This is a genomic window from Rhizobium leguminosarum bv. viciae (assembly GCF_012276115.1).
GTDB classification, from domain to species: Bacteria; Pseudomonadota; Alphaproteobacteria; order Rhizobiales; family Rhizobiaceae; genus Rhizobium; species Rhizobium leguminosarum_T.
Genome location: NZ_WIEU01000004.1, coordinates 258,823 through 279,732, shown reverse-complemented (window position 1 = coordinate 279,732; position 20,910 = coordinate 258,823). Strand labels below are relative to the sequence as shown.

General features: G+C 61.8%; 20 protein-coding genes. 6 read left to right on the top strand and 14 right to left on the bottom strand.

What is annotated here, in order from left to right:
* The first annotated feature begins 138 nt into the window (after positions 1-138).
* A complete protein-coding gene (locus GFM02_RS09780; RefSeq protein WP_168321550.1) occupies positions 139-915 on the top strand; it encodes a protocatechuate 3,4-dioxygenase in 777 nt (258 codons plus the stop codon).
* Between the two features lie 99 nt (positions 916-1,014).
* Here GFM02_RS09780 and GFM02_RS09775 read toward each other — a convergent pair whose 3' ends face one another.
* Positions 1,015-1,791, bottom strand: a complete 777-nt coding sequence (locus GFM02_RS09775; protein WP_168321549.1) for a molybdopterin-binding protein — start codon at positions 1,789-1,791, stop codon at positions 1,015-1,017.
* Positions 1,788-2,630 (bottom strand): cytochrome b/b6 domain-containing protein, encoded by an 843-nt coding sequence (locus tag GFM02_RS09770; protein ID WP_020050541.1) that lies wholly within the window; start codon positions 2,628-2,630, stop codon positions 1,788-1,790. The genes GFM02_RS09775 and GFM02_RS09770 overlap by 4 nt, the downstream gene beginning before the upstream one ends.
* Before the next feature lie 397 nt (positions 2,631-3,027).
* Here GFM02_RS09770 and GFM02_RS09765 point away from each other — a divergent pair, with 397 nt between their 5' ends.
* The 3 genes from GFM02_RS09765 to GFM02_RS09755 all read left to right on the top strand — a co-directional run bounded on the left by GFM02_RS09765 (position 3,028) and on the right by GFM02_RS09755 (position 4,615).
* Entirely contained in the window at positions 3,028-3,576 is a 549-nt protein-coding gene (locus GFM02_RS09765; RefSeq protein WP_020050542.1) for a sigma-70 family RNA polymerase sigma factor, read from the top strand.
* Positions 3,573-4,217 (top strand): NrsF family protein, encoded by a 645-nt coding sequence (locus tag GFM02_RS09760; RefSeq protein WP_168321548.1) that lies wholly within the window; start codon positions 3,573-3,575, stop codon positions 4,215-4,217. The genes GFM02_RS09765 and GFM02_RS09760 overlap by 4 nt, the downstream gene beginning before the upstream one ends.
* 116 nt (positions 4,218-4,333) lie before the next feature.
* Entirely contained in the window at positions 4,334-4,615 is a 282-nt protein-coding gene (locus GFM02_RS09755) for a nodulation protein (RefSeq protein ID WP_168321547.1), read from the top strand.
* A 66-nt stretch (positions 4,616-4,681) separates the two neighbouring features.
* Here GFM02_RS09755 and GFM02_RS09750 read toward each other — a convergent pair whose 3' ends face one another.
* From GFM02_RS09750 to GFM02_RS09710, 9 genes are all read right to left on the bottom strand, one after another.
* Positions 4,682-6,175: a right-handed parallel beta-helix repeat-containing protein gene (locus tag GFM02_RS09750; protein WP_168321546.1), complete on the bottom strand. Its 1,494-nt coding sequence runs from the start codon at positions 6,173-6,175 to the stop codon at positions 4,682-4,684.
* A 468-nt stretch (positions 6,176-6,643) separates the two neighbouring features.
* Positions 6,644-8,131: a right-handed parallel beta-helix repeat-containing protein gene (locus GFM02_RS09745; RefSeq protein ID WP_168271256.1), complete on the bottom strand. Its 1,488-nt coding sequence runs from the start codon at positions 8,129-8,131 to the stop codon at positions 6,644-6,646.
* A 524-nt stretch (positions 8,132-8,655) separates the two neighbouring features.
* A complete protein-coding gene (locus tag GFM02_RS09740) occupies positions 8,656-9,627 on the bottom strand; it encodes a DMT family transporter (protein WP_168271257.1) in 972 nt (323 codons plus the stop codon).
* Positions 9,628-9,764: 137 nt separating this feature from the next.
* Entirely contained in the window at positions 9,765-10,964 is a 1,200-nt protein-coding gene (locus GFM02_RS09735; protein WP_168321545.1) for an ABC transporter permease, read from the bottom strand.
* A 4-nt stretch (positions 10,965-10,968) separates the two neighbouring features.
* Entirely contained in the window at positions 10,969-12,108 is a 1,140-nt protein-coding gene (locus GFM02_RS09730) for an ABC transporter permease (protein ID WP_168321544.1), read from the bottom strand.
* Positions 12,105-12,809 carry an ABC transporter ATP-binding protein gene (locus tag GFM02_RS09725; protein WP_168321543.1) on the bottom strand — a complete coding sequence of 235 codons (705 nt, stop codon included), beginning with the start codon at positions 12,807-12,809 and terminating at the stop codon, positions 12,105-12,107. The genes GFM02_RS09730 and GFM02_RS09725 overlap by 4 nt, the downstream gene beginning before the upstream one ends.
* The gene (locus tag GFM02_RS09720) at positions 12,806-14,038 is read right to left on the bottom strand and encodes an efflux RND transporter periplasmic adaptor subunit (RefSeq protein ID WP_168321542.1); all 1,233 of its coding nucleotides are present in this window, start codon (positions 14,036-14,038) and stop codon (positions 12,806-12,808) included. Before GFM02_RS09720 ends, GFM02_RS09725 begins: the two co-directional genes overlap by 4 nt.
* A gap of 329 nt (positions 14,039-14,367) precedes the next feature.
* Positions 14,368-15,441 carry a helix-turn-helix domain-containing protein gene (locus GFM02_RS09715; RefSeq protein ID WP_168321541.1) on the bottom strand — a complete coding sequence of 358 codons (1,074 nt, stop codon included), beginning with the start codon at positions 15,439-15,441 and terminating at the stop codon, positions 14,368-14,370.
* 242 nt (positions 15,442-15,683) lie between these two features.
* Positions 15,684-16,664: an SDR family oxidoreductase gene (locus GFM02_RS09710; RefSeq protein ID WP_168321540.1), complete on the bottom strand. Its 981-nt coding sequence runs from the start codon at positions 16,662-16,664 to the stop codon at positions 15,684-15,686.
* 266 nt (positions 16,665-16,930) lie between these two features.
* On the opposite strand from GFM02_RS09710, the gene GFM02_RS09705 reads away from it, so the two are divergent.
* On the top strand, positions 16,931-17,107 hold the full coding sequence (locus GFM02_RS09705; RefSeq protein ID WP_168321539.1) for a hypothetical protein: 177 nt from the start codon (positions 16,931-16,933) through the stop codon (positions 17,105-17,107).
* An 8-nt stretch (positions 17,108-17,115) separates the two neighbouring features.
* On the top strand, positions 17,116-17,490 hold the full coding sequence (locus GFM02_RS09700; protein ID WP_168321538.1) for a VOC family protein: 375 nt from the start codon (positions 17,116-17,118) through the stop codon (positions 17,488-17,490).
* A 95-nt stretch (positions 17,491-17,585) separates the two neighbouring features.
* Here the strand turns inward: GFM02_RS09700 and GFM02_RS09695 are convergent, their stop codons facing one another.
* The 3 genes from GFM02_RS09695 to GFM02_RS09685 form a co-directional block, all read right to left on the bottom strand.
* Positions 17,586-18,167, bottom strand: coding sequence for a dienelactone hydrolase family protein (locus tag GFM02_RS09695; RefSeq protein WP_168321537.1), 582 nt, complete (start codon positions 18,165-18,167; stop codon positions 17,586-17,588).
* Between the two features lie 203 nt (positions 18,168-18,370).
* Positions 18,371-19,891: an FAD-dependent monooxygenase gene (locus GFM02_RS09690; protein ID WP_168321536.1), complete on the bottom strand. Its 1,521-nt coding sequence runs from the start codon at positions 19,889-19,891 to the stop codon at positions 18,371-18,373.
* Between the two features lie 245 nt (positions 19,892-20,136).
* Positions 20,137-20,760 (bottom strand): NUDIX hydrolase, encoded by a 624-nt coding sequence (locus GFM02_RS09685; protein WP_168321535.1) that lies wholly within the window; start codon positions 20,758-20,760, stop codon positions 20,137-20,139.
* Between the last annotated feature and the right edge of the window lie 150 nt (positions 20,761-20,910).

The following is a 20,910-nucleotide window of genomic DNA, read 5'->3' as shown; positions in this document are numbered from 1 at the left end:
GAGTGACCCCTTCGGGACCCACCTGGCGTCTCGGCGGCATTGCAGATGATCTCGTTGCCGTCGCATCATTGCCTGGATTTAATTGGAATTTCCTGCGCATCCTCCTTAAATCCCGCGTCTTGAGACAGAGGAAGACAGATGAAGAGGCGAACCCTTGTGCTTGGCGGTGCGGCCATTGTCGCATCATCCGTGGCTGCGATGGCGATCTGGCCGCGGCGGCATGTCGTTGTTGCGGCCAAAACTTTCGACTGGAAGGGAACGGATTTCCTGACCGGCGGCACAAAGGCGGTTACCCTGGAAAAGCTGCCCGAGCCGCTCTTCCGCAGCAGTCCGAATTGCGTCGTGACCGTCGCCCAGACCCTTGGCCCCTGTCATGTCAACAATGTTCCTACCCGTCAGGACGTCTCGGAAGGAAAGGCCGGGCTGCCTTTGCGGTTGGCCGTTCGGATCGTCCACGCAGCCGATTGCCGGCCGGTCGAAAATGCCGATATCGAAATCTGGCATACCGATCACCGCGGCATCTATTCCGGCCGCGAGGCTGCGGAGATGTGCACCTTCGGCGATGCCGAGGCGATCAGCGGGCTCGCCTTTCGCGGCCGCCAGCTGACGGATGCCACGGGGCAGGCAAGCTTTTTGACGGCCTATCCCGGATGGTACAAGGGCCGCACGCCGCACGTTCACTGCCGCATCCTCGTCGAGGGCAAGGAGCTTCTCGTCAGCCAGATCTATTTCGACGATGTGCTGAGCGATATCACCTATGGTGAGCATCCCGACTATCTCGGGCGCCCTGCCCGCGATACGCGCAACGACGAGGACGGCCTCTTCCCGGAGGATGCGGCCGACCACATGTTCGATTTCGAAAAGCTCGACGGCGGCGTGCTATCCGCCACCATCACGATCGGTCTCTCTTCCTGAGGGGAGCTGCGGGATTTCCGTACCCTTGACCACGACGACCTCTCCGGCCGTGGAACCCGACACGAGGAAAACGTCAAGGTCGGCATGTCGGTCGGGGGCCTATATGCCCGCATACCATTCATAACCGCGATCCTCCCAGAAGCCGCCATTGCCGCCGTAGAGCTGGCCGAGATCGGCGACGGCTTCGATGCCGGTCAGGTATTTTGCCTGCTTGTAGCCGAGCTGGCGCTCGACCCGGAGCCGGAGTGGCGCGCCATGGGCCACTTCGAGATCGCGGCCGTTCATGCTGTGGGCAAGGATCGTCTGGGGGTGAAACGCATCGACGAGATCGATGCTTTCGTAATACCAGCCGCTGCCGTCGAGCGTCTTTTCATATTCGTCGGCGCAGTGGAAGACGATGTAGCGGGCTTCGGGTTTGAGACCCACCGCTTGCAGCAGCGCACCGAGCGGCACGCCGGTCCATTTGCCGATCGCGCTCCAGCCCTCGACGCAGTCATGCCTTGTGATCTGCGTGCCGGCCGGCAGGGATTTCAGCTCGGCCAGCGACAATTGCATCGGCTTGTCGACCAGCCCGCCGACCTCGAGTTTCCAGCCCGAAAACCGCTGGTTCATCCAGTCGATATAGCGGGCATTGTCGGGCATGCTCGTGCCGTTGACGCGGAAGGTCGGCGAGATATCGGCTTCGGTGAACTCGCGGGCGAGTGCGTCGTCGCCGAGCAGGAAGCGTTGCGTCTTCATGCTGAAACCTTCGGCGATCTTCAACACCGATTTCGTCCGATCGTTTTCGACGAGGGCATCGCAGCCGGCAAGCCCCAGCGCCGATGCCGTCATGGTCGCGCCGATCAGGAAGCGACGTCTGGTGATGATGCGGCTCATGACTTTCCTCCCTGCCCGATGTCGTAATAGCCGGTGACCATGGAGCGCAAATTGTTGAACACGCCCGAGACCAGCACCATCGCCACATGCACGGCGACGAAGGCGACGAGCGAGAAGGCGGTCAGGAAATGCAGCGTGCGGGCCGATTGTCGGCCGCCGAACAGATCGAGCAGCCAGGGGGCGACCGCATTGAAGCCCGGCGACATGGTAAGCCCCGTCCCGATCATCAGCGGCAGCAGCACGAAGATCACGGCGACATAGGCGAGTTTCTGCAGCGTATTATAGTGGCGGGCCTCGGCCCCCTTGGGAAAGCGCAGCCGGGCGTGATTGACGATCTCGTGACCGAGATGCGAAGGCTTCAGCTCTTCGGCCGCCGGCAGCAGATCGCGGCGGAAATGCCGGCTGACGAAACCATAGGCGAGATAGATGAAGCCGTTGATGACGAACAGCCAGGCAAAGAAGAAATGCCAGCGCCGGCCCGATGCCAGATCCTGGTAGCTCGGCAAGGTCAGCCAGTTCGGAAAACCGCGCACCGCGGCCTCGCCGTCGACATTCGAAACCCCGAGAACGCCCGTCGTGTCGAAGCTCAATCCGCCGATGCGCGTCACGCCCTTCAGCGCATCGCCTTCCTGTTCCGCCTCCATGGAAATGAAGGACGGATCGTCGTCGGCGCCGTACTGGCCCCAATAGAGCGCCGGATGGGCGTTGAATATCTGCAGGCCGCTGTACAGCAGCACCGTCATGCACAGCACGTTTACCCAGTGCGACAGGCGCACCAGCAGGCCATGGCGGTAGAAGAGCGTGCGTCCGCTCGCCATGCCGGCATCGGTCGTGGCCATTGTAGTTCCTCCGGATCGGCGTCAAAGGTCTTCACGAGAAGGACGCGGCCGCTGGCGATAAAGTTTCAGCGGCCGCGCCAATACTTCATCGCGTCGCAGGCCTTCATCATCGCGTCCTTCTTCATCGTGTCCTTCTCCATGCCGGCATTGTGCATTCAGTCGGCCTTGGTGCTGCCCGGTCGCCATTGCGTCCTTCGGCACCCGCCGACGGCTCACAGTCCTGAATTCGATCCCCTTGCTAAGGCGGTTACAGCCTCACGCTTATGTGATAGCGCTACAGCGCCGCACGTCTTTTGGAGACGTGCAAAGGACGCTGTACACTTTGAATTGCCGCCGGAAGATTTTTGAACCCGCCTGTAACCAAAGCGTCATCCACCCGAATGATATTGCAGACGACATGACGAGCACCCATTCGGAACAAGCACTGAAGATGCTGATGCTTCTTTCCCTCGACGGGGACGAGGCAGCCTACCGACGTCTGCTCGTGACGTTGCGAACCCTGCTCGTCGGTTATTACGGCGGGCGGATCGGCACTACCGCGAAATCCGACACGGAAGATCTCGTGCAGGAGACGTTGCTGGCGCTGCATTCGCGCCGGGCGACCTATGACAGGGAGCGGCCGTTCACCGCGTGGTTCTTCTCGATTGCCCGCTACAAGCTGATCGACCACCACCGAAAGCATGGCGGCCGCTACAAGGCGGAAATAGAACTGGACGAGGAGATCGAAGACGACTTCAGGGAGGATGCGATTGCAGCGCGTATGGATGTCGAACGGCTGTTGAACGGACTGCCGCAGCACCAGCAGGAGCTGATCCGTCAGGTCAAGCTCGAGGGGCAGTCGGTGGCCGACACGGCAAGCCGCACCGGACAGTCGGAATCGGCGGTCAAGGTCGGCGTTCACAGGGGCATCAAGGCGCTGGCGGCAAGATTGCGAGGTGGGATGTGAGAGAGACTGAGGACGTGATCGACAACCTTGTCCGGGATCTGAAGCCGGTGCCGAGATATGCGCTCGAACGCCGCTTCGCGTTCGCCATCCTGCCGGCCTTAGCAGTCTCGCTGCTGCTGATGCTTATCGTCCTCGGCTTTCGCACCGATATGGCGCAGGCGCTGATGCTGCCGGTGTTCTGGATCAAGTCCGCCTACAATGCCTTGCTTGCAGTCGCCGCCTTCGCAGCCGTTTACCGCCTGTCCCGGCCGGATGGCTCGGAGGGCCGTTTTTTCGGGATTACCGCGGCCATCATACTCGCCCTCGCCGTCATGGCGGTCATCCAGCTCGCTTTTTCGCCGGCCGCCAGCTATCCCGTGCTGGTGCTCGGCTCCTCCGCCCTGCATTGCCCGCTGCTGATCTTTGCCTTTGCCATGCCGATCCTGATCGCAAATACTTGGGTTCTCCGTGGCGGTGCCCCGAGCAACCTCGGCATCACAGGCTTCATCGCCGGCATTGCCGCCGGCGCATCCGGCGCCTGGGTCTATTCCTGGTTCTGCACGGAAAACGGCCTGCCCTTCGTCACCCTCTGGTATTCGCTCGGCATCCTCTTGACCGGCGCAGTCGGCGCGCTGTTCGGCCCCCGCCTCCTGCGCTGGTAAGCCACTAACTAATCCTTCATCCGGCATGAAACCAGATGCAGCATTCCTGCGTACTACTCGGGGGATGAGTATTGCGTACCCCTGGATCGGGAAACACAGGCAGCGGGGATGACGGCATGGCCAGGAAAGAAGGCGTAGCCCACCTCACCCGGCAAGCCGCAGAACAGGGGCTGGCCAGGCTGATGATGAGGCTGCCTGCGACGCGGGCAACGATCAGAGCAGTTGCGGCGAGCCAGCCCCATTTTTATGAATTATGTGGCGCCTACGCCGAGGCTTGCGCCGTCCTCGATCGCGCGCGCCGGGATAGATCGGCCGATTCCGCAATCATCACCGAATACGAGATCATCTGCGCGGAAATCGAAGTCGACGTCATCAGGATCCTGCTCGGCGATCAATGAGACTTCGCAAGTGCTGGGCGGACTGCAGCCGCGATGATGCAACGCCATTTGCTGCCGGCATCCCCATCAACCCGGCAGGTCATCCACATGGATGGAGACGCTCAACGTATCCGTGTCGAAATGCAGCGAAGTCCCGTCGGAGATCTTGTAGTGGAAGGTGTCGCTCACGTCTCCGATGAGTCCGGCGAGCTTTGCCGCGTCGGCCGTATAGGTGTAATCGCCGTCACTGTCGACATGGATGGTGCCGTATTGGCCGGTCAGCGTCACGCCGTCCTTGTCGACGAATTCACCCTCGAAGCGGCGAAGCAGCAGGGTTCCATTGGCCGAGCTGTCGTTTTCGAGGAGATTGCCATAATGGGCGCCATCCAGATCGGAGGCGATTTCCAGGCTGTCATGGGTTGCGACAAGTGCAGGCGCTGTGTCCGTGTGCGTCATATCGCCGACCGCGAGACTATCGCTGCTCGCAAGCATCGTCGCCTGGGCCTCGTCGAGCGTCGTGTTGTTGCTGACGGGAAAGGTGTTCGCGGCGATGATGGTGGGAGAGATGCTGTAGGGCGTGACATCGCTGGCGATGACATTGTCGTGGAAGGAGCCGGATGCCGGCCTGTCGACTTTCAACGCTGCCTGCGACAGGTCGTCGAAGACGTTGTTGTGGATCTCGATACCTTCGCGAACGTAACTGGTCGTGCCGGCGGCACTGACCGCTACGCCCCATGCGCCGTCATGGATGTAATTGCCTGAAATGTCGTAGTCCCGCGTATTTCCCTGGTCGCCGAGACCGATGGCATAGGACCAGCTGTAGCCGCCATAACCTGAAATATCGTTGTCGTGGATAGCGACGTTGGTGCCGGCTTGTGCGCCGATCCCAAAGCCACCGCCGATAATCGCGTTGTCCTCGACCAAGGCATTTACGGGCCGAACGAGCGCGATGACACCCTTCGGCGTAGCTGCCCCCGTCTGGTCGAGATAATTGCCGCTGATCACGATATTGCTGCTGTCGTTCATCTGGACGGCATCTGCCGCGGTGCCGTGGGCATTGGTGACGGTGTTGTTGAGAAAATTGACACCGTTGACTTTTTCGATCCAGACGCCGTCGCCGTTCACGTCGTTGATCGTGCTGTTTTCGATGGTGATGTTCGAGCCGGTCCTGAAGGTGATCGAACCTGACTTGCCCGCCAGTCCGGTGTGATCGACCTCGACGTTGCGGACCGTCCAGTTCGAAACATATCCGCCATAGATGGCTGCCCCGCCGGTGTCCGAGATCTTGATGTTCTCGATGACGATGTTCGATGCATAGAGGCTGTGGATGCCGTCGTTGGGACTATGGATGACCGGCGCATCGCCGACACCATAACTGCCGATCGTAATCGGAGCCGCGACGCTGCCGGAATATTTAAGGTCAAGCTGGTCGTTGAATACGCTTCCGGCGGCGAGCAGCACGCTGTCGCCAGGCTGCAGCTTCAAGTTTTCCACTGCCCAGAACGATGCAAACGGCGTGTCCTCGCTCGTTCCATTGTTGCTGTTGGAGCCTATCGCTGGATTCACATAATAGATTGCCATATCGCCTTGTTCTCGAATTGCTCGCGCAGCCGTCTGAATCGGCTGCGACGCGTGGATCGGATGCGGTCGGGGCTAAAGGCCATGTCAAAAGGCCTTCGATATTGCCCTCACGACGGTTGGCAGACCCTGTAGGCCTGCCTTGGTCCCGAGAACGCCTGGCGGAGGCGCACCCTGGAAATGACAACTTATACGAAAACAAGCTACTAAATAACGACCGAAAGGTGAATGAATGATAACCGTACACCTCGGCGACGTATGGTCGCAGAGATGAGATGTCCTGTTTCAGGTCAGTCGCAAGCAGGAAAGGTTGAGGCCGTATTGCAACCCCATACCCTCACCCGGCGGCAGCCGGATGAGGGATACTGCGGAGCCATTTGATGGCGAGAACGACGCTCCCCCGGGGGAGCCACGCCTCGCCGGAAGGAACGCCTCCCGGCATAGCGCCGCTCCCGGCACCCTCACCTCAGCTCAGCTCAGCAAGCCATCCAGGTGGATGAAGACGGTCAGCGTATCCGCGTCGCTATGATGCGAGCTTCCATCGTTGATCCCGTAGCTGAACGACTCGCTCACATGTCCGCTATGGTCAGGGAGCTTCGTTTCATCGAGCGTGTAAGCATAGTTGCCTTCCCGGTCCACATGGATCTCACCATATTCTCCGGTCAGCGTCAGGCCGTGCTTGCCGACGGTTTCGTCGCCGAAGCGGCGAAGTGCCAGGGTGTCATTGTCCGAGCTGTCGTTTTCGAGCAGATTGCCGCGATGGGCGTCGCCCGTATCGGTGAAGATTTTCAAATTGTCATGGACGGCGACAACCGTCGGATCCGCGGAGGCGTCGGTGACTGCCACGGTCTTCGCAACCGGGCTTGCCAGCGCCGTCTCGACATTGGCGACCGTATGATTGCCTTTGACCGTGAAGGTATGCGCATCGGCAATGGCCGGCGATATGCTGGTGGCCTTGGTGCCGGTCTCGATCGTATTGTTGTAGAAGGAGCCGGATGCCGGCCTGTCGACCTTCAGCGCCGCCTGCGAGAGGTCGTCGAAGACGTTGTCGTGGACCTTGATATTCGTGCGGGTATAGCTGGCGCCGCTGGGGCCACTGACGGCAACGCCCCATGCGCCGTCATGAATATGGTTGCCTGAAATATCATAGTCCCGCGCATTGCCCTGGTCGCCGAGACCGACGGCGAAGGACCAGCTGTAACCGTGATATCCGGATATGTCGTTGTCGCGGATGGCGACGTTCTTGCCAGCGGGCGCGCTGATGCCGAAGCCGCCGCCGGTGAGCACATTGTCCTCGACCACGGCATTCGTTGCCCGCACCAGCGCTATCACCCCCTTCGGAGTGCTGGCGTCGGTCTGGTCGAGATGATTGCCCTTGATCAGAATATCGCTGCTGTCGTTCACTTGCACCGCATCGGCCGTCGAACCGTTCGCGCTGGTGACGGTGTTGTTGAGAAGCTTGACGCCGTTGACCTTTTCGATCCAGAAGCCGTCGCCTTTGACGTCCGATATCTTGCTATCTTCGACCGTGACATTCTTGCTGCTCCGGAAGGTGACGGCGCCTGCGTTTTCCGACAATCCGGTCTTGGCGATCTCGACGTCGCGGACCGTCCAGTTCGTGACACTGCCGCCATAGATGCCTGAACCGCCGATATTCGATATCTTCAGATTCTCGATGACGATGTTGGAGGCATAGAGACTGTGGATGCCGTCGCCGCTGCTGTGGATGACGGGTGCCGCACCCGTCCCGTAACTGCCGATCTTGATCGGCGCACTCTCGCTGCCAGAATATTTGATATCGAACTGCTCGTTGAACACGCTCCCCTTGGCAAGAAGCACGCTGTCGCCGGGTTTCAGTTTCAAGGATTCCACTTTGGACAAAGTCGCAAAAGCCGAGTTCTGGCCCGTTCCACCGTTGCGGTCGGAGCCAGTCGCTGAGTTCACATAGTAGACTGTCATATCGCCATGTTGCCCTATTCGTCGGATCGCTAATGTCGCCGCCGGGATCGCCAGGATCGGCCGATCGGATGCGGCGGGGGCAACCGGCCACGGCAAGAAGGCGATAAGATGTTGTCAATGCGGCAGCGGGCGAGTCCGCGCGCCTCATTCCACAGGCAATTGCCTGGTGTGACAAAAGTTACAACTTGGGCCGAGAAATCGACGACTTCGAGGTGAATAAATCGCGGCGTGTTTGCGCGAGGCACACGTCGCCTTCGGTCTGTGCGCCATATGATTCTTGCCTTCGCTTGCGCTCAGGGGTGAGGAGCGCCAGCGACGAACACCTTGAGCGTAAGCGAAAGGCGCACTCCAGGGTGAAACCCTACCCCCTCGCCCTCAAAGCCGAGGTCAGCGGCGACCATGTCGCAGCGATGGGGAGGCCTCAGGCCCTACAGCGCCGCGCGTCTTTTCAGACGCGCAAAGGACGCTGTAGCACTTTGAATTGCTGCATAATTTTATCCTTAAATCGATCCCGATTTAAGGAATTATGCAGTAGCCGCTTCGGCCTTGATCTTCGGCTTCAGCAGGATGATGAGAAGCAAGCCGGCGATGATGAGTGCCGCGCCTTCGAGGTGATAGCGTTGCAACTGCTCGCCGAGGATCAGATAGGCGAGCACGGCTATGAAGATGGTCTGAATGTAGAGGAGGACGCCTGCCCGAGCCGCGCCCAGTGCCTCGATGCTGCGATTGAAGAGGTAGTACATGACCGCCCCGCCGGGGATCGCGACATAGGCGAGCGCGATGAGCCCACTGCTGTTGAGCGTCGAGCGCTCGTCTGAGAATAGCTCGAACAGGTAGAAGGGCAGCGCCGTCAGCACCGCCGCACCGAGCAGCAGCACCAGGAGCGCAAGGCGATTCATGTCGAATTTCGCGCGGCGGAGCAGGACGGTATAAAGACTGAAACAGAACGCGCCGGCGACGATCCACAGTTCACCCGGGTTGAAGTCGAGCCGCATCAGCGCGGCCGGACTGCCCTTGATGATGATGACCACGATCCCGAGAAAGGCCAGGATCGATCCGATCACCTGCCAGCGTCCCATCGGCTCGGCCAGCATCAAACGGGCAAGGATCATGGTGATGATCGGGATCAGGGCGATGATGATGCCGGCAGTGGTGGCATCGGCATGTTCGAGGCCGACAAAAATCATGCCCTGGCAGATCGCCAGTCCCACACCGCCAATGAGAAGCAGTTCGAGCGGGCGAGCCCGCACCAGCGCGACCATGTCGCCAAAATGCCGACGCACGATCGGCATCAGGATCGCGAAGGCGATCAGCACGCGCCAGAAGCAGAGCGCCCAGGGCGGCATCTCGGTAGAAACCCATTTCGCCGCGATATAGACGCCGGCCGACAGCAGCCAGCAGAGAACGCCCACGGAATAGGCGGCGGCAAGCGAATTGCCTGCCGCCTGTTCCGTCCCGACCGTGTCGCGATGGACCGCCAAGACATTCATTGCCATGGCTGAGTATGCCACAGTTTCCATGGGCTGGACAGATGAGGCGGCGGCGCTCCGCCCGTTGCGGATGTCTCCTTCGGGCCGATCAGGACGGTCGCCGTGATGATGTGACCCGCCCGGAAGATTTAGACAGCCAGCCTCTACCCTCTCGCCCGCAAAGCCGAGGTCAGCGGCAGCCGTGTCGCCGCAAGTGCCGGCAACGCGCCGCCGATGATGCCGATGGCAAGACCCAGCAGGCCGGCGGTGAGCGCGACGTCGGCGGTGACGTCGAGCTGGAAGGCCATCTTGGTATTGTTGGCGCCCATCGTGCTGGCCTGCCAGCCGTTGAAGGCGAGCCATGAGGCGAGGATGCCGAGGGCGGCACCCGCGATCGAGAGAGCCACGGCCTCGACCCAGGTGGCAGTGAAGGCCGGCAGGCGGCCGAAGCCGAGCAGGCGGAGCGTGGCGATCTCGACGGTCCGGTCGGAGACTGAGCTCATCATCGTGTTCAGAGCCCCGGCCGTAGCGCCGACCGCCATCAAGAGCGCGATCGGCCAGCCGAACAGGCGGATCAGGCTCTCGGTGCGCTCGGCCTGCGCGGCGTAGAGATCGGCCTCGGAGACGGCGGTGAGCGGCGGACCCGAGAGACCGGACAGGCGCGCGCGTAACGTCGTCAATGCGCTCGCGGCATCGAGCCGCACCCGCAGGCTCTGCACCTGCCCCTGCCGGTCGAAGGCCGATTGCACCGCTTCGAGATCCGTCCAGATCTCGGATTCGAAGGCGCTGCCGCCTGAGGTGAAATGGCCGGCGACCCTCCAGTCGACCGCGCCGAGGCGCACCGTCTCGCCGACGGCAAAGCCGGGGATAGTCCGGGCGATGCGGGCGCCGACGACGATCTCGCGGGCGCCGGGCGAAAACAGCCGCCCTTCGGAAAGCCGGGCGCGCTCGCGCAAGCCCGGGCCTGCCACGTCCATGCCCCTCAGCGACAAGGTCTGGTCGGCACCGTCGCTTGCCCTGATATCGACGGGAACGACGGTCTCGCGCGACAGAGCCAGCCCGCCCGCACCGTCGCGGGCAATCCCCGTGTCGCCGCTCACGGCGGCAAGGCTGCGGATCGCCTCGGCCGGCACATCCGAGCCGGTCTCCTGGTTGGTGCCGCCGCCGAGGATGACGGCGACATCGGGCGAGCCCGCCCCGGCAAGCGCGGCTTCGAAGCCACGCGCCATCGCCAGGAAGCCTGCGAGCACCGCCACGACGAGGGCGACCGAGAGCACCATCGACAACGAGATCGCTAGCCGCCGCGGCAGGCTGCCGAGATTGACTCTGATCATGAGAAAGATCTGCTTGAGCGTTGATGACATTCGACTATCTCGTTCTGAAGGCGTTGACGATGGGCAGGCGCATGGCGCTGAAGGCGGGCAACAGCCCGGTCATGAGACCGAGACCGGTAATGATCGCGACGGATTTCAGCAGCACGGACGAGGTGAAGGCGAGGCCGAATTCCGGCCCGGCAAACAGCGTCGCGAGCTTGGCGAGAACGAGCCCGCCCGCCCCGCCGACGGCGAAGACGAACAGTGTCTCGCCGAGGATCAACGAAATGATCCGCCCCCTGGAAAAGCCGAGCACCTTCATGACGCCGATTTCGAAGCTGCGCTCCCTCACGGCAAAGAGCATGGTGTTGACCACGATCATCAGGATCGTCACGAAGGCGGCGCCGACGACGAGGTTGACGATCAGGCCGATATCGGCGAACTGCCGCAAGAAAGCCTCGAGGAACTGCTTTTCCGATTGAGTGCGCGTCGGTGCCGCCGAATTGGCAAACACCGCGTCGATCCTTGCCGCCAGCACGCCGGATGAAACGCCCGGTCGCGGTCGCACCACGAAGCCATCGACTGTATCCTTGCCGCGGGCGCGCGCCGCATTGACGGCATCATAGCGGGCGATCATGAAATAGGTGTCGGTGCTGGCGTCGGCCCCTTCGAAGATGCCAGCGATCTCAAAACTCCAGTTGCGGCTGCCGTCTTCCCTTGTCAGGTGGCTGGTGACCCCGATGCGCTGGCCGACCGACCAGCCCTGCGCCTCCGCCAGCGCCCGGCCGACCAGCACCCGGTCACGGCCCTCTTCCAGCGCTGATATCAGCTGCGGCGTCAGCCCGAGCTCGTCGCCATTGGCCGCGGCGATCAATCGTGGATCGACCGCGCTCGTAATCACGACATTCTTCTCGACATCGACGAAGCCCCGCATGCGCGTCATGTAGGCGACGGCGGCGACATCGCTATCGGCGGCGATCCTGTTGAGATAGGCAAGCGGCAGCGGCTGCGCCCGCCCCGATCTGTTGAAGACGCCGAGCAGCGTATCGCTCGCCCCGGCCGCCCCTTGCGAGCCGCTGAGGAAGCTCGCCGTCAGCCCATAGATCAGGAAGGCGACGCCGACCGAGAACATCAGAAGCGTCGCCCTGAGCGGCTTGCGCCAGGCATTGCGGCGCATCAGCTGGAAGAAGGTCATTGGGCCGACCTTTCCTGCTCGACGAATTCGCCCTTGTTGAGATGCAGCGTGCGCCGGGCGAAGGAGGCGGCCTTGGGATCATGCGTGACCATGATGACGGTCTTCTGCAGTTCTTGATTAAGAAAGCCGAGCATCTCCAGGATATCGTTTGCAGACTTCCGGTCGAGATCGCCGGTCGGTTCGTCGCAGAGCAAGAGATCGGGGTCGCCGACGATGGCGCGGGCGATGCCGACGCGCTGCTGCTGCCCGCCGGACATGCTGGATGGAAACTGCCGCTGCCGCCCGGAGAGCCCGACCAGATCCATCACGGTCTCGACGCGCGCCTGCCGCTCCTTGCGCTTGAGCGGCTTCAACAGCAGTGGCAGCTCGATATTCTCACCCGCATTCAGCATCGGCAGCAGATTGTAGAACTGGAAGACGATGCCCATGCTGTGTGCCCGCCAGGCGGCTCTGGCGCCTTCGCCCATCTGCTCGAGATGGCTGCGGCCGATCCTGATCTCCCCTCCGTCGGGGCTGTCGATGCCGCCGAGCATGTTGAGCAGCGTCGATTTCCCCGAACCCGACGGCCCCATGACGGCGACGAAATCGCCGCGTGCTATGGAAAGGTCGAGCCCGGAAAAGATCGGGATCGTCTCCACGCCGATCCTGAATGCCTTCCTGACGCCGCGAAGCGCGATATAGGGTTCTTGAGTGTCGGTCATCGCTCTGCTCCTTGCTGATGGTCTGTGCTATCCCCGGCCTCACCCACCAGAAGGCGGATGCGCGCGGCCATGGCGGGGCGCATGTCTGGCGGCGGCGAGGAGAGCGACAGGCGAAGCGTCACCGTCCCCTTTTCCCGCGAAATCATCGGTGCGATCTTCGATACTTCGACCGCAAAGAGCCGATCGGGAAAGCCGTCGAGCACCGCCTCGCCACGCAAGCCTGGCCGCATCAAGGCGATATTCGCCTCGGCCACATCGGCATCGATAACCATGTTCGCCATGTCGGCAATCGCAAGCAGGCTTTCATTCTCCCGGACGCTGTCCTCTCTCGACAGCACGGTGTCGCCGACATGTGCGGTAAGCCGCGTGACGGTGCCTGATATCGGTGCCCGGACGGTCAGCGCTTCCACCTGCTCGCGCGCCCTGTCGATATCGAGATCCGCCTTGGCCACGCCCTGCCGGGCCTGCAGGGCGGCATTTTCGGCAGTGTCGAACGCCGTCTTCGCCTCCTCCAGCGTCTGCGCCGACATCGCATCGCGCCCGGCCAGCCGTTCGGTGCGCATGAGGGAAGACCGCGCCTGCGCCAATTCAATAGTCTTCGCCGCCAGCGCCAACTCCGCCGATTGCCGGGCGATCTCGGCGCCTTGAAGCGCAAAGCGGGCGCCGGCATCATCGAGCCGCACCAGCACCTGCCCCGATACGACCCTGTCGCCCGCCTCAACCTCGACGGCAGCGATCCGACCTTCATATTTGGAGAAGACGGTGGCGATATCGGAGGCCACGACGTAGCCGGAGCCGGTGACTTCCCGGGACGGCAATCCCCTCTCCGCTGGCTTATTGGAGGGCAGAGCCCGGATAGAACCGGCGGCGGGCACGTCGGTTCCATGGACGGATATTGCGGCCTCGTCCTTGCCTATGAGTCCCGCAAGCACAGTCTCGATGCGCTCCAGCGTTTCGGGCCGATAGAGAGGCACCACCGCCAGCGATGCCGTCGCGGCAAGGGCCAGCATTGCTCCGGGGATCACACGCCGCCGGACACGGGGCTCCGGCGGCTCTGTCTGGAAGGGCGCAGGCTCGATCGAAAGTGATCTCAGCTTGGCGGCCAGGTCTCGGTCATGTTCTGATGTCGTGTTCATGCCGCCAGAATGACCAACGGCAGCAAAACCGCGACCTCGAACGCGTTTCTGACAGTCCTCGATCGCGATTGTGTACGTGGCGCGGCAAGGCACCTGGGATCAGCCCTCATGGTAAGGAGGCCCGAAGGGCCGTCTCGAACCACGAGGGCGGGTGGGCTCTGCACCAACGGCAACATCCGCATTGTTAGAGCGACGCGGTGGCCAGCCCCGTCCTTCGAGGCCCCTGCGGGGCACCTCAGGATGAGGCTGGAGAGAGGTGGCGGCTTGGAATGCGGCCGGGGCCTCCTCCCACGATCTGAGATACACCGATCACTCCGCGCGGCAAGACACCTGCGATTAGCCCTCATGGTGAGGAGGCCCGAGGGGCCGTCTCGAACCACGAGGGCGGGTGATTGCGTAGGCGGGAGCTGAGAGGACGTACCTTAAGACGAAGCCGAAGAGACGCCGGATCCGCCCTTCCTCTCACGCCAGGCAAGCGGCGTCATATCCGTGACGCGGCGGAATTCGCGGTTGAAGTTGGACTTGGTCTGGAAGCCGACCTCGAACATCACTTCGGTCACCGATTTCTGGGTCGCGGCAAGCAGCCGGCAGGCCTCGCCGATCCTGTAGTCATTGACATATTGCGAGACGTTCTTGTCCATCGCCCGGTTGATCGCCGCCGAGATCTGGCGGGCGGGAATGCCGGCCTTGCGGGCCAGCCGGTCGAGATTGAGATTGGCATCGCGATAGAGTTTTTTTGCCTCCATCAGCGCATCGACCGTGGCGATCGTTTCCTTATCCTCGGTCGTTTCGGACTTCAGCACCGCCTCCACCGTCTCGGCCGGCGCCCGGCTTCGGCTGGCGGCCGCTGCCGCAATGCCGAGGATGACGAGAACCGCGAGATTGCTGACGCTGATCAGCGTCAGCGCATACTCGCCATGCGCCCATGTGAAATCGAAAAAAACGAAAATATCGACCGAGGCCGACAGGCACAGCGCCGCCGCCGCAAAGATGATGGCCCGATAGGCCGGCACCGCTCCCTCGAAGGGCGCAAGCCGAAGCGCATCCGCGCCCGGCCGCATCAGAAGCAGGATCGCCATGGCATAACCGACGAAAACAAGCACCAGCGCGAGATCGATCGCATCCCGCCGGAACACCATCAAAAGCAGCATGACCGCGGCGGGCACCGCATGCAGTGCAATGCGCGTCGGCAGCGGCCGCCGGCTCGTCCTCACCAGCCTGGAAACCCCGGCATAGGCAAGCGGCGGCACCATCGCCGCGGTAACAGGCGCGATCACGCCCACCGCCTGCACCCCGTAGCCCCAGCGCAGGCCGGAGAGGACGGATTGCAGCACGGCGAGCAGGATCAGTGCCAGAAACGGCAGATTGGGCTGCGCCTCCTCGTCGCGCCTGAGGACGGTGACGAAGAGGATGAGCAGCAGCAGGGCAACGACGAAAGGAAGCGGAATGAACAGCATGGCCTGATAGGATCGGAGTGGCGAATGGATGGCCATCATTGCCGAGATCCTCAGCCGGCGCGACCTCCATCATGTTTTAGGACGTGTTTTAGGCTGGGATTTTTTGTGAGCGATATGCCGTGCCATCCCTCATCCGACGCTCCGGGACCGCCGTACAGATTCTGCGTCGAGGGCAAGTGGCGACGATCATTGTGGCGAACTGTGCGCCAATTGGCATTCGGCAATGGCGCGCCGATAGGCGAGGATCATAAATGCCCTGCACGCGCTCTACGAGGAACTGCCTAGCCGAGAGCGCTTTGTGCTACGCAGATCCGATCGACCAAAGCATCGAGATCGCCCCTTGGCGGACGGTTCTTGGCCAGGCGCTGCTTGAGATGCATGATCGGCTCCGCCAGAATTTCATCAAGGCTCTCGGCGCAGGTGAAGTCGCCCGCCACGCTTTTGACCTTTGAATTGTCAAAGATCGCCGACCATGCCTTGTCGCCCCTGAGGGGCCCAACCCACTCCGGATTGTACCGGACCAGGGTGTCCGTCGGCACATGCACGATCCTGGCCTCGACATCAAGCAATCTGGCGATCGTCTTTTGAATATCGTTCCAGATGTAGGCGCGATCGGAGGTGATGTGGAAGATCTCGTTCAACGCCGCCGGCTTGCCGAAAAGCCCGACAAAGGGCACCGCGAAATCAACCGAGCGGGTCAGTGTCCAGGGCGTATGGCCATCGCCGGCTACGATGGTGGGCTCGCCGTCCAGCATGCGTCTCGCCATGACATCGCTGTCGCCCATCATGATCGGCAAGCCGGTGCGAACGGTGTGACTGGGGCGGACGATGGTCCAGGCGAGATTCTCGGAATTCTTGAGCAGCGTCTCGCAGGCAATCTTGTCCTGGCTATAGCGCCAGTAGGGGTTGATCGCCGGTGTCTGCTCGGTAATCACATAATGGCGCGGCGGCTTTTCATAGACCGAAGCCGAAGAGATGAAGATGTACTGGCCGCAGTGCCCGGCAAACACATCGATGTCACGCGCGACTTGATCGGGCGTAAAGGCAATGAACTGGCACACGACGTCATAATTGGCCTTGGCCAAGTCCGCATAGGCGGGCGCCGCGAGATCGCCGACGATCGAGGTAACCCCCGCGGGCAATGGGTCGCCTCTCAAACTGCGGTTATAGACGCTGACATCGTGGCCCTGAACCACGGCGCGCTCGACGCATGGATATGAAATCTGGCCGGTACCGCCAACGAAAAGGATTTTCAAAGCCATGTGAAGGACCTCGGTGTCGGATGTAGCGGGAATATGCGGTCAGTCTTCATAGCGCGAAAGAAATCGGTCGTCTCCTGCAAAACACGTGCACCGGCTCACGTCGTTTGGGTCGACCTGTCGCGTAAACCAACGTGGTGGTATTCCGCACAAACCGATCGGACGACGTGAGGTTCGGCCGCAACCAGCCATTGCCGATACCGCAAAGATCTCTATCTCAAGCCAATAATGCCCCTTCTGTTTGAGATCAGCACAAGACGGAGGCTTTCTTGAAGGATTATCTGCCCTATGCAGCCGGGGTGCTGGCAGGTTTATTGGTCGCCTTCCTCATGTCTGGCCTGTTGGCGCTGACGGAGACACCGCAGCTCATGCTTTTCGCATTGCTGCCGGCCGTCGGTGGCGCGATCGTCGAACGCGTTTGCCGTCGCCGGCCCAACAATTCTTGAAGGATTCCATGGCAAGGCTGAAAGAAATCGTCATCGATTGCGACATTCCCTCACGTGTCGCCCGGTTCTGGGCGGAGGCGCTCGATGGCTACGACGTGATGCCATATGACGACGAAGAACTGGCCCGCCTTGCCGCTCTCGGATTGACACCCGAGACTGACCCGACCGTGATGGTCGAAGGCCCCGGAACCCGCCTTTGCTTCCAACTTCGCCAGGGGGAACGGCCCGCCCGCAACCGACTGCATCTCGATATTGCCACCCCCGATCGGGCCAGGGAGGTAGAACGGCTTTTATTCCTCGGAGCGAGCTTCGTCCGGGAAGCGGATGGCTACACGGTCTTGAATGATCCCGAAGGCAACAATTTCTGCGTGGTGTCGGAATAATCCGCTCCGCGCCGAAGCCGCGCTGCAGGATGAACGGCATCTATCTCAGGACGGCTATACCGGAGCCAAACCGGATCTCCCACGGAATGTCTGGATCAGACGCGATTCAGGAATTCGAGCACGCGGAGGGTGAGCAGCGCGGTCGCATCCGCGTCATAGGACGGCAGCGAGCGGTCGGCGAAGTAGTGCTGATCGCCTGGGTACAGGAAAAGCTCCGCGTCCTCGACCTTCTCCACGATCTCGCGGGCGGCGTCGATGTCGCCCTCGCCAACAAAAATCGGATCGTTGTCCATGCCGTGGATCTGCACCGGAACGCCGTCCGGCCAGGGTCCGAAGGCCCACTCGCCGCTGATCGGCAGGCAGGAGTAGAAGAGCAGAGCCCCACGGGCGCCGGGCCGCGTCTGCGCCAGCTTCTGCGCCGGCAGCACCCCGAAGGAGAACCCGGCATAGACGAGCCCGGCAGGCAATTCGTCGGCGAGGCGCACGCCGCGCTCCCGCATGGCGTCGAATCCGATCTCGCCGATATAGGCGATCCCCGCTTCGATGCTTGGGAACGTGCGCCCGTCAAACAGATCAGGCGTGTGCACGATGTGACCGGCTGCCCTGATATCGTCGGCAAACGAACGCACACCCGGGGTCAGCCCCTGCGCGTGATGGAACAACAGGATCTCAGCCATAAGGGGCCTCCGGGTGGGATGGTCGGGCGCATCGCCACTCTACAGCGTCGCCGCCTTGCCTGGAAGAGTGCGGACACCTTGCCGAAGCAACATCTGCAAACCCGCCGAAAAGCGATAGGCGGGAAACTTCCGTGACGCTCTACCGGACTGATAAGGCTGAAGAACCTTTCCGAGACCTGTACATCGATTGTCCATTCATAGTTTCAGGCTTTGCCGAACCACCGCGATGCGGCCTGCGCAGCTTCCTCATTGTCAGGCACAGTCTCACCAGCCCACGCCACGAAGCCGTCGGGGCGCACGAGCAGCGCGCTCAGCCCCAGCCGATCCCTGGCGTCACTGGCGACATAGGGGATCCCATTCCAGCGGCTTGCCAGCGCTTGCAGCGGTGCACCGGCGTCAAAGTCCAAAAGCAGGCCTTTGCCCTGCCTGAGGCGATCGCCGAGCTTTGTCCCGTCGGCCAGCTCGAAGTCGGGAGCGCTGCGGCCGACCAGCGGGTGACTGCCGCCAAGATCGTAGCGGAGAGACACACCCCAGACGCGCTCGGCAAAGTATGTCGCGCCGTCACGCGTATCGATCAGGTCACGGATGATGGCTTCGAGCGCGCGTGAACTCCGGCTCGGCCGCATCAGTGCGACCTGGGCGCGCGACCAGTCGAGAATCTGCGCTCCAACTGGATGCCGTTCGCAGAAATAGCTGTCGAGCAGGCCCTCCGGCGCATCGCCACGGATCGTCGCTGCAAGCTTCCATCCAAGATTCATCGCGTCGCCGAGCCCGAGGTTCAGGCCCTGGCCGCCCAAGGGGGAATGGATGTGCGCGGCGTCACCCGCAAGCAGCACCCTGCCCTTGCGGTAAGCCGTCACCTGATAGGCGCGATCCGTCCAGGTGGTGGCAAGCTCAAGGCCCGTCACCGTGACATCGGCGCCGGAAATATGCCGCAACACCGATTGCACATGCTCCGGCGTGATCGGCTGCGTTCGGTGAAACGCGCCCCCGTCGAAATCGACCATCGCGATGGTGCCGGGCTTTTGGTAGGTATACATGCCTGTCGGCGTGTAATGGCGGCCCGGGACGAGCTTATCCGGATCGGCCATCTCGACCTGAACGGAATAGCCGGTGAACTCGGGATCGGTGCCAACGAATTCAAAGCCGCCTGCCCTACGCACGGTGCTGCGCCCGCCGTCGCAACCGATGAGCCAGCCTCCGCGAAAGATCTCGCCACCCGCACGAACGGTCACGCCTTCGCCCGACTGCTCGAAACCATCGACGCCGAGCCCGCGCCTGATCTCGACACCCATCGCGCTTGCGCGCGCGGCCAGGACGGATTCGAGGTGCTCCATCTCGACCGCCATGCTGCTACCGGCCGGACCTGGCAGGCGATAGGGCCACGTCGAGCTGTCGATGGTGTCGTGGAAGAACTGAATGCCGGCGAAATGGCCGCCCGGGCGACGCGGCTGCTGCATCCAATGCGCTGAAGTCGATTGATCTTTTTCGCGCTGCGGCGCCATGATGTCATCCAGCAGCCCGCGACGGTAGAAGGCTTCGATGGTCGGTGCGGAGAGGCCGCGCATGCCGAACGGCAGCCGCTTCAACGGCGAATATGGGTCTTCGGCCTGCTCCAGCACCAACACCGAGAGGCCTGCCAGCCGCATCTCGCAGGCCAGAAACAGACCGACAGGGCCGGCACCTGAAATCACGACATCATGAATCATGAGAAAATCGGACATGAACTACTCCTTTATGGTCGTTCGACCGGAGCAGTTCGTCGTTTCGAGAACCACACGGACGAACAGTGGGACGCTTGAGCAGCGTCCGTGTTCGTCGTGGAGAACTCATGCACGAGGCAAGGAACAGAGCTTTCGTTTCCGAAAGGACTTGGGCCAACCACACCAAGTCATGCCTTTTCCGACGTGGGCAACATAGCCGCCGGGCGATCGATCAGCAACAGAAGATATGCTCTGTGCGAAAACAGCTAATCGAACGTGGCAAACCGTTGGGCACCATTTTGGAATGCAAAAGCGGAATGAATATCGCTTTCCAGGACGCGCCCTCGCGACAGATCGGGGAGATCGGCAGGTGCGAAGAAACCGACTTCCGACGTTTCGATGCCCGCCTTCATCGTCATCTCTCCCGATCGCTCGCAGAGGAAGAACAGTTTATAGAAATCTCTCGCATCAGGGTCATATGCGGCCTTCACCTTGTGTCGCACGCTGTACAAGTGGGTGGCCGAAACCTGAAGGCCCGCTTCTTCTTGTATTTCGGTGACGACATTTTCCGACGCTGATCGTCCAATATCCGCAAACCCGCCGGGCAAGGTCCATCGGCCGTCGCTCTTTTCCCGCACCAGAAGGACTTTACCTCCTTCGATCAACGCCCCGCGAACATCGACCTTCGGCGTGGCATAGCCTTTAGCAAAATCAGATACGAGACCAGAGATGCGCGTGATCGGCACATTGGCAAGATCGGCTAGCATCGCGTGTGCGATGTCCGCTACCTCTTGGTATCGTTCACGATCGAATTCGTCCTTGCAAAAGTAGAGCCCGGTTGATGCGATCGCTTGGAGACGTTTTGCGCGAGATAGCCATAAACTTTCCATTGCTTGATCTCCATCAAATGGTCCACTCGAGGCGTGCCGCGTGCGGACGACCGCCACCCCCCAAGGCCGCGCCCCAAAAAAACGCCGCGAACGCTCGCGCATCAGGAGTCTGCCCCTGTGCGTGATGGAACAACAGGATCTCAGCCATAT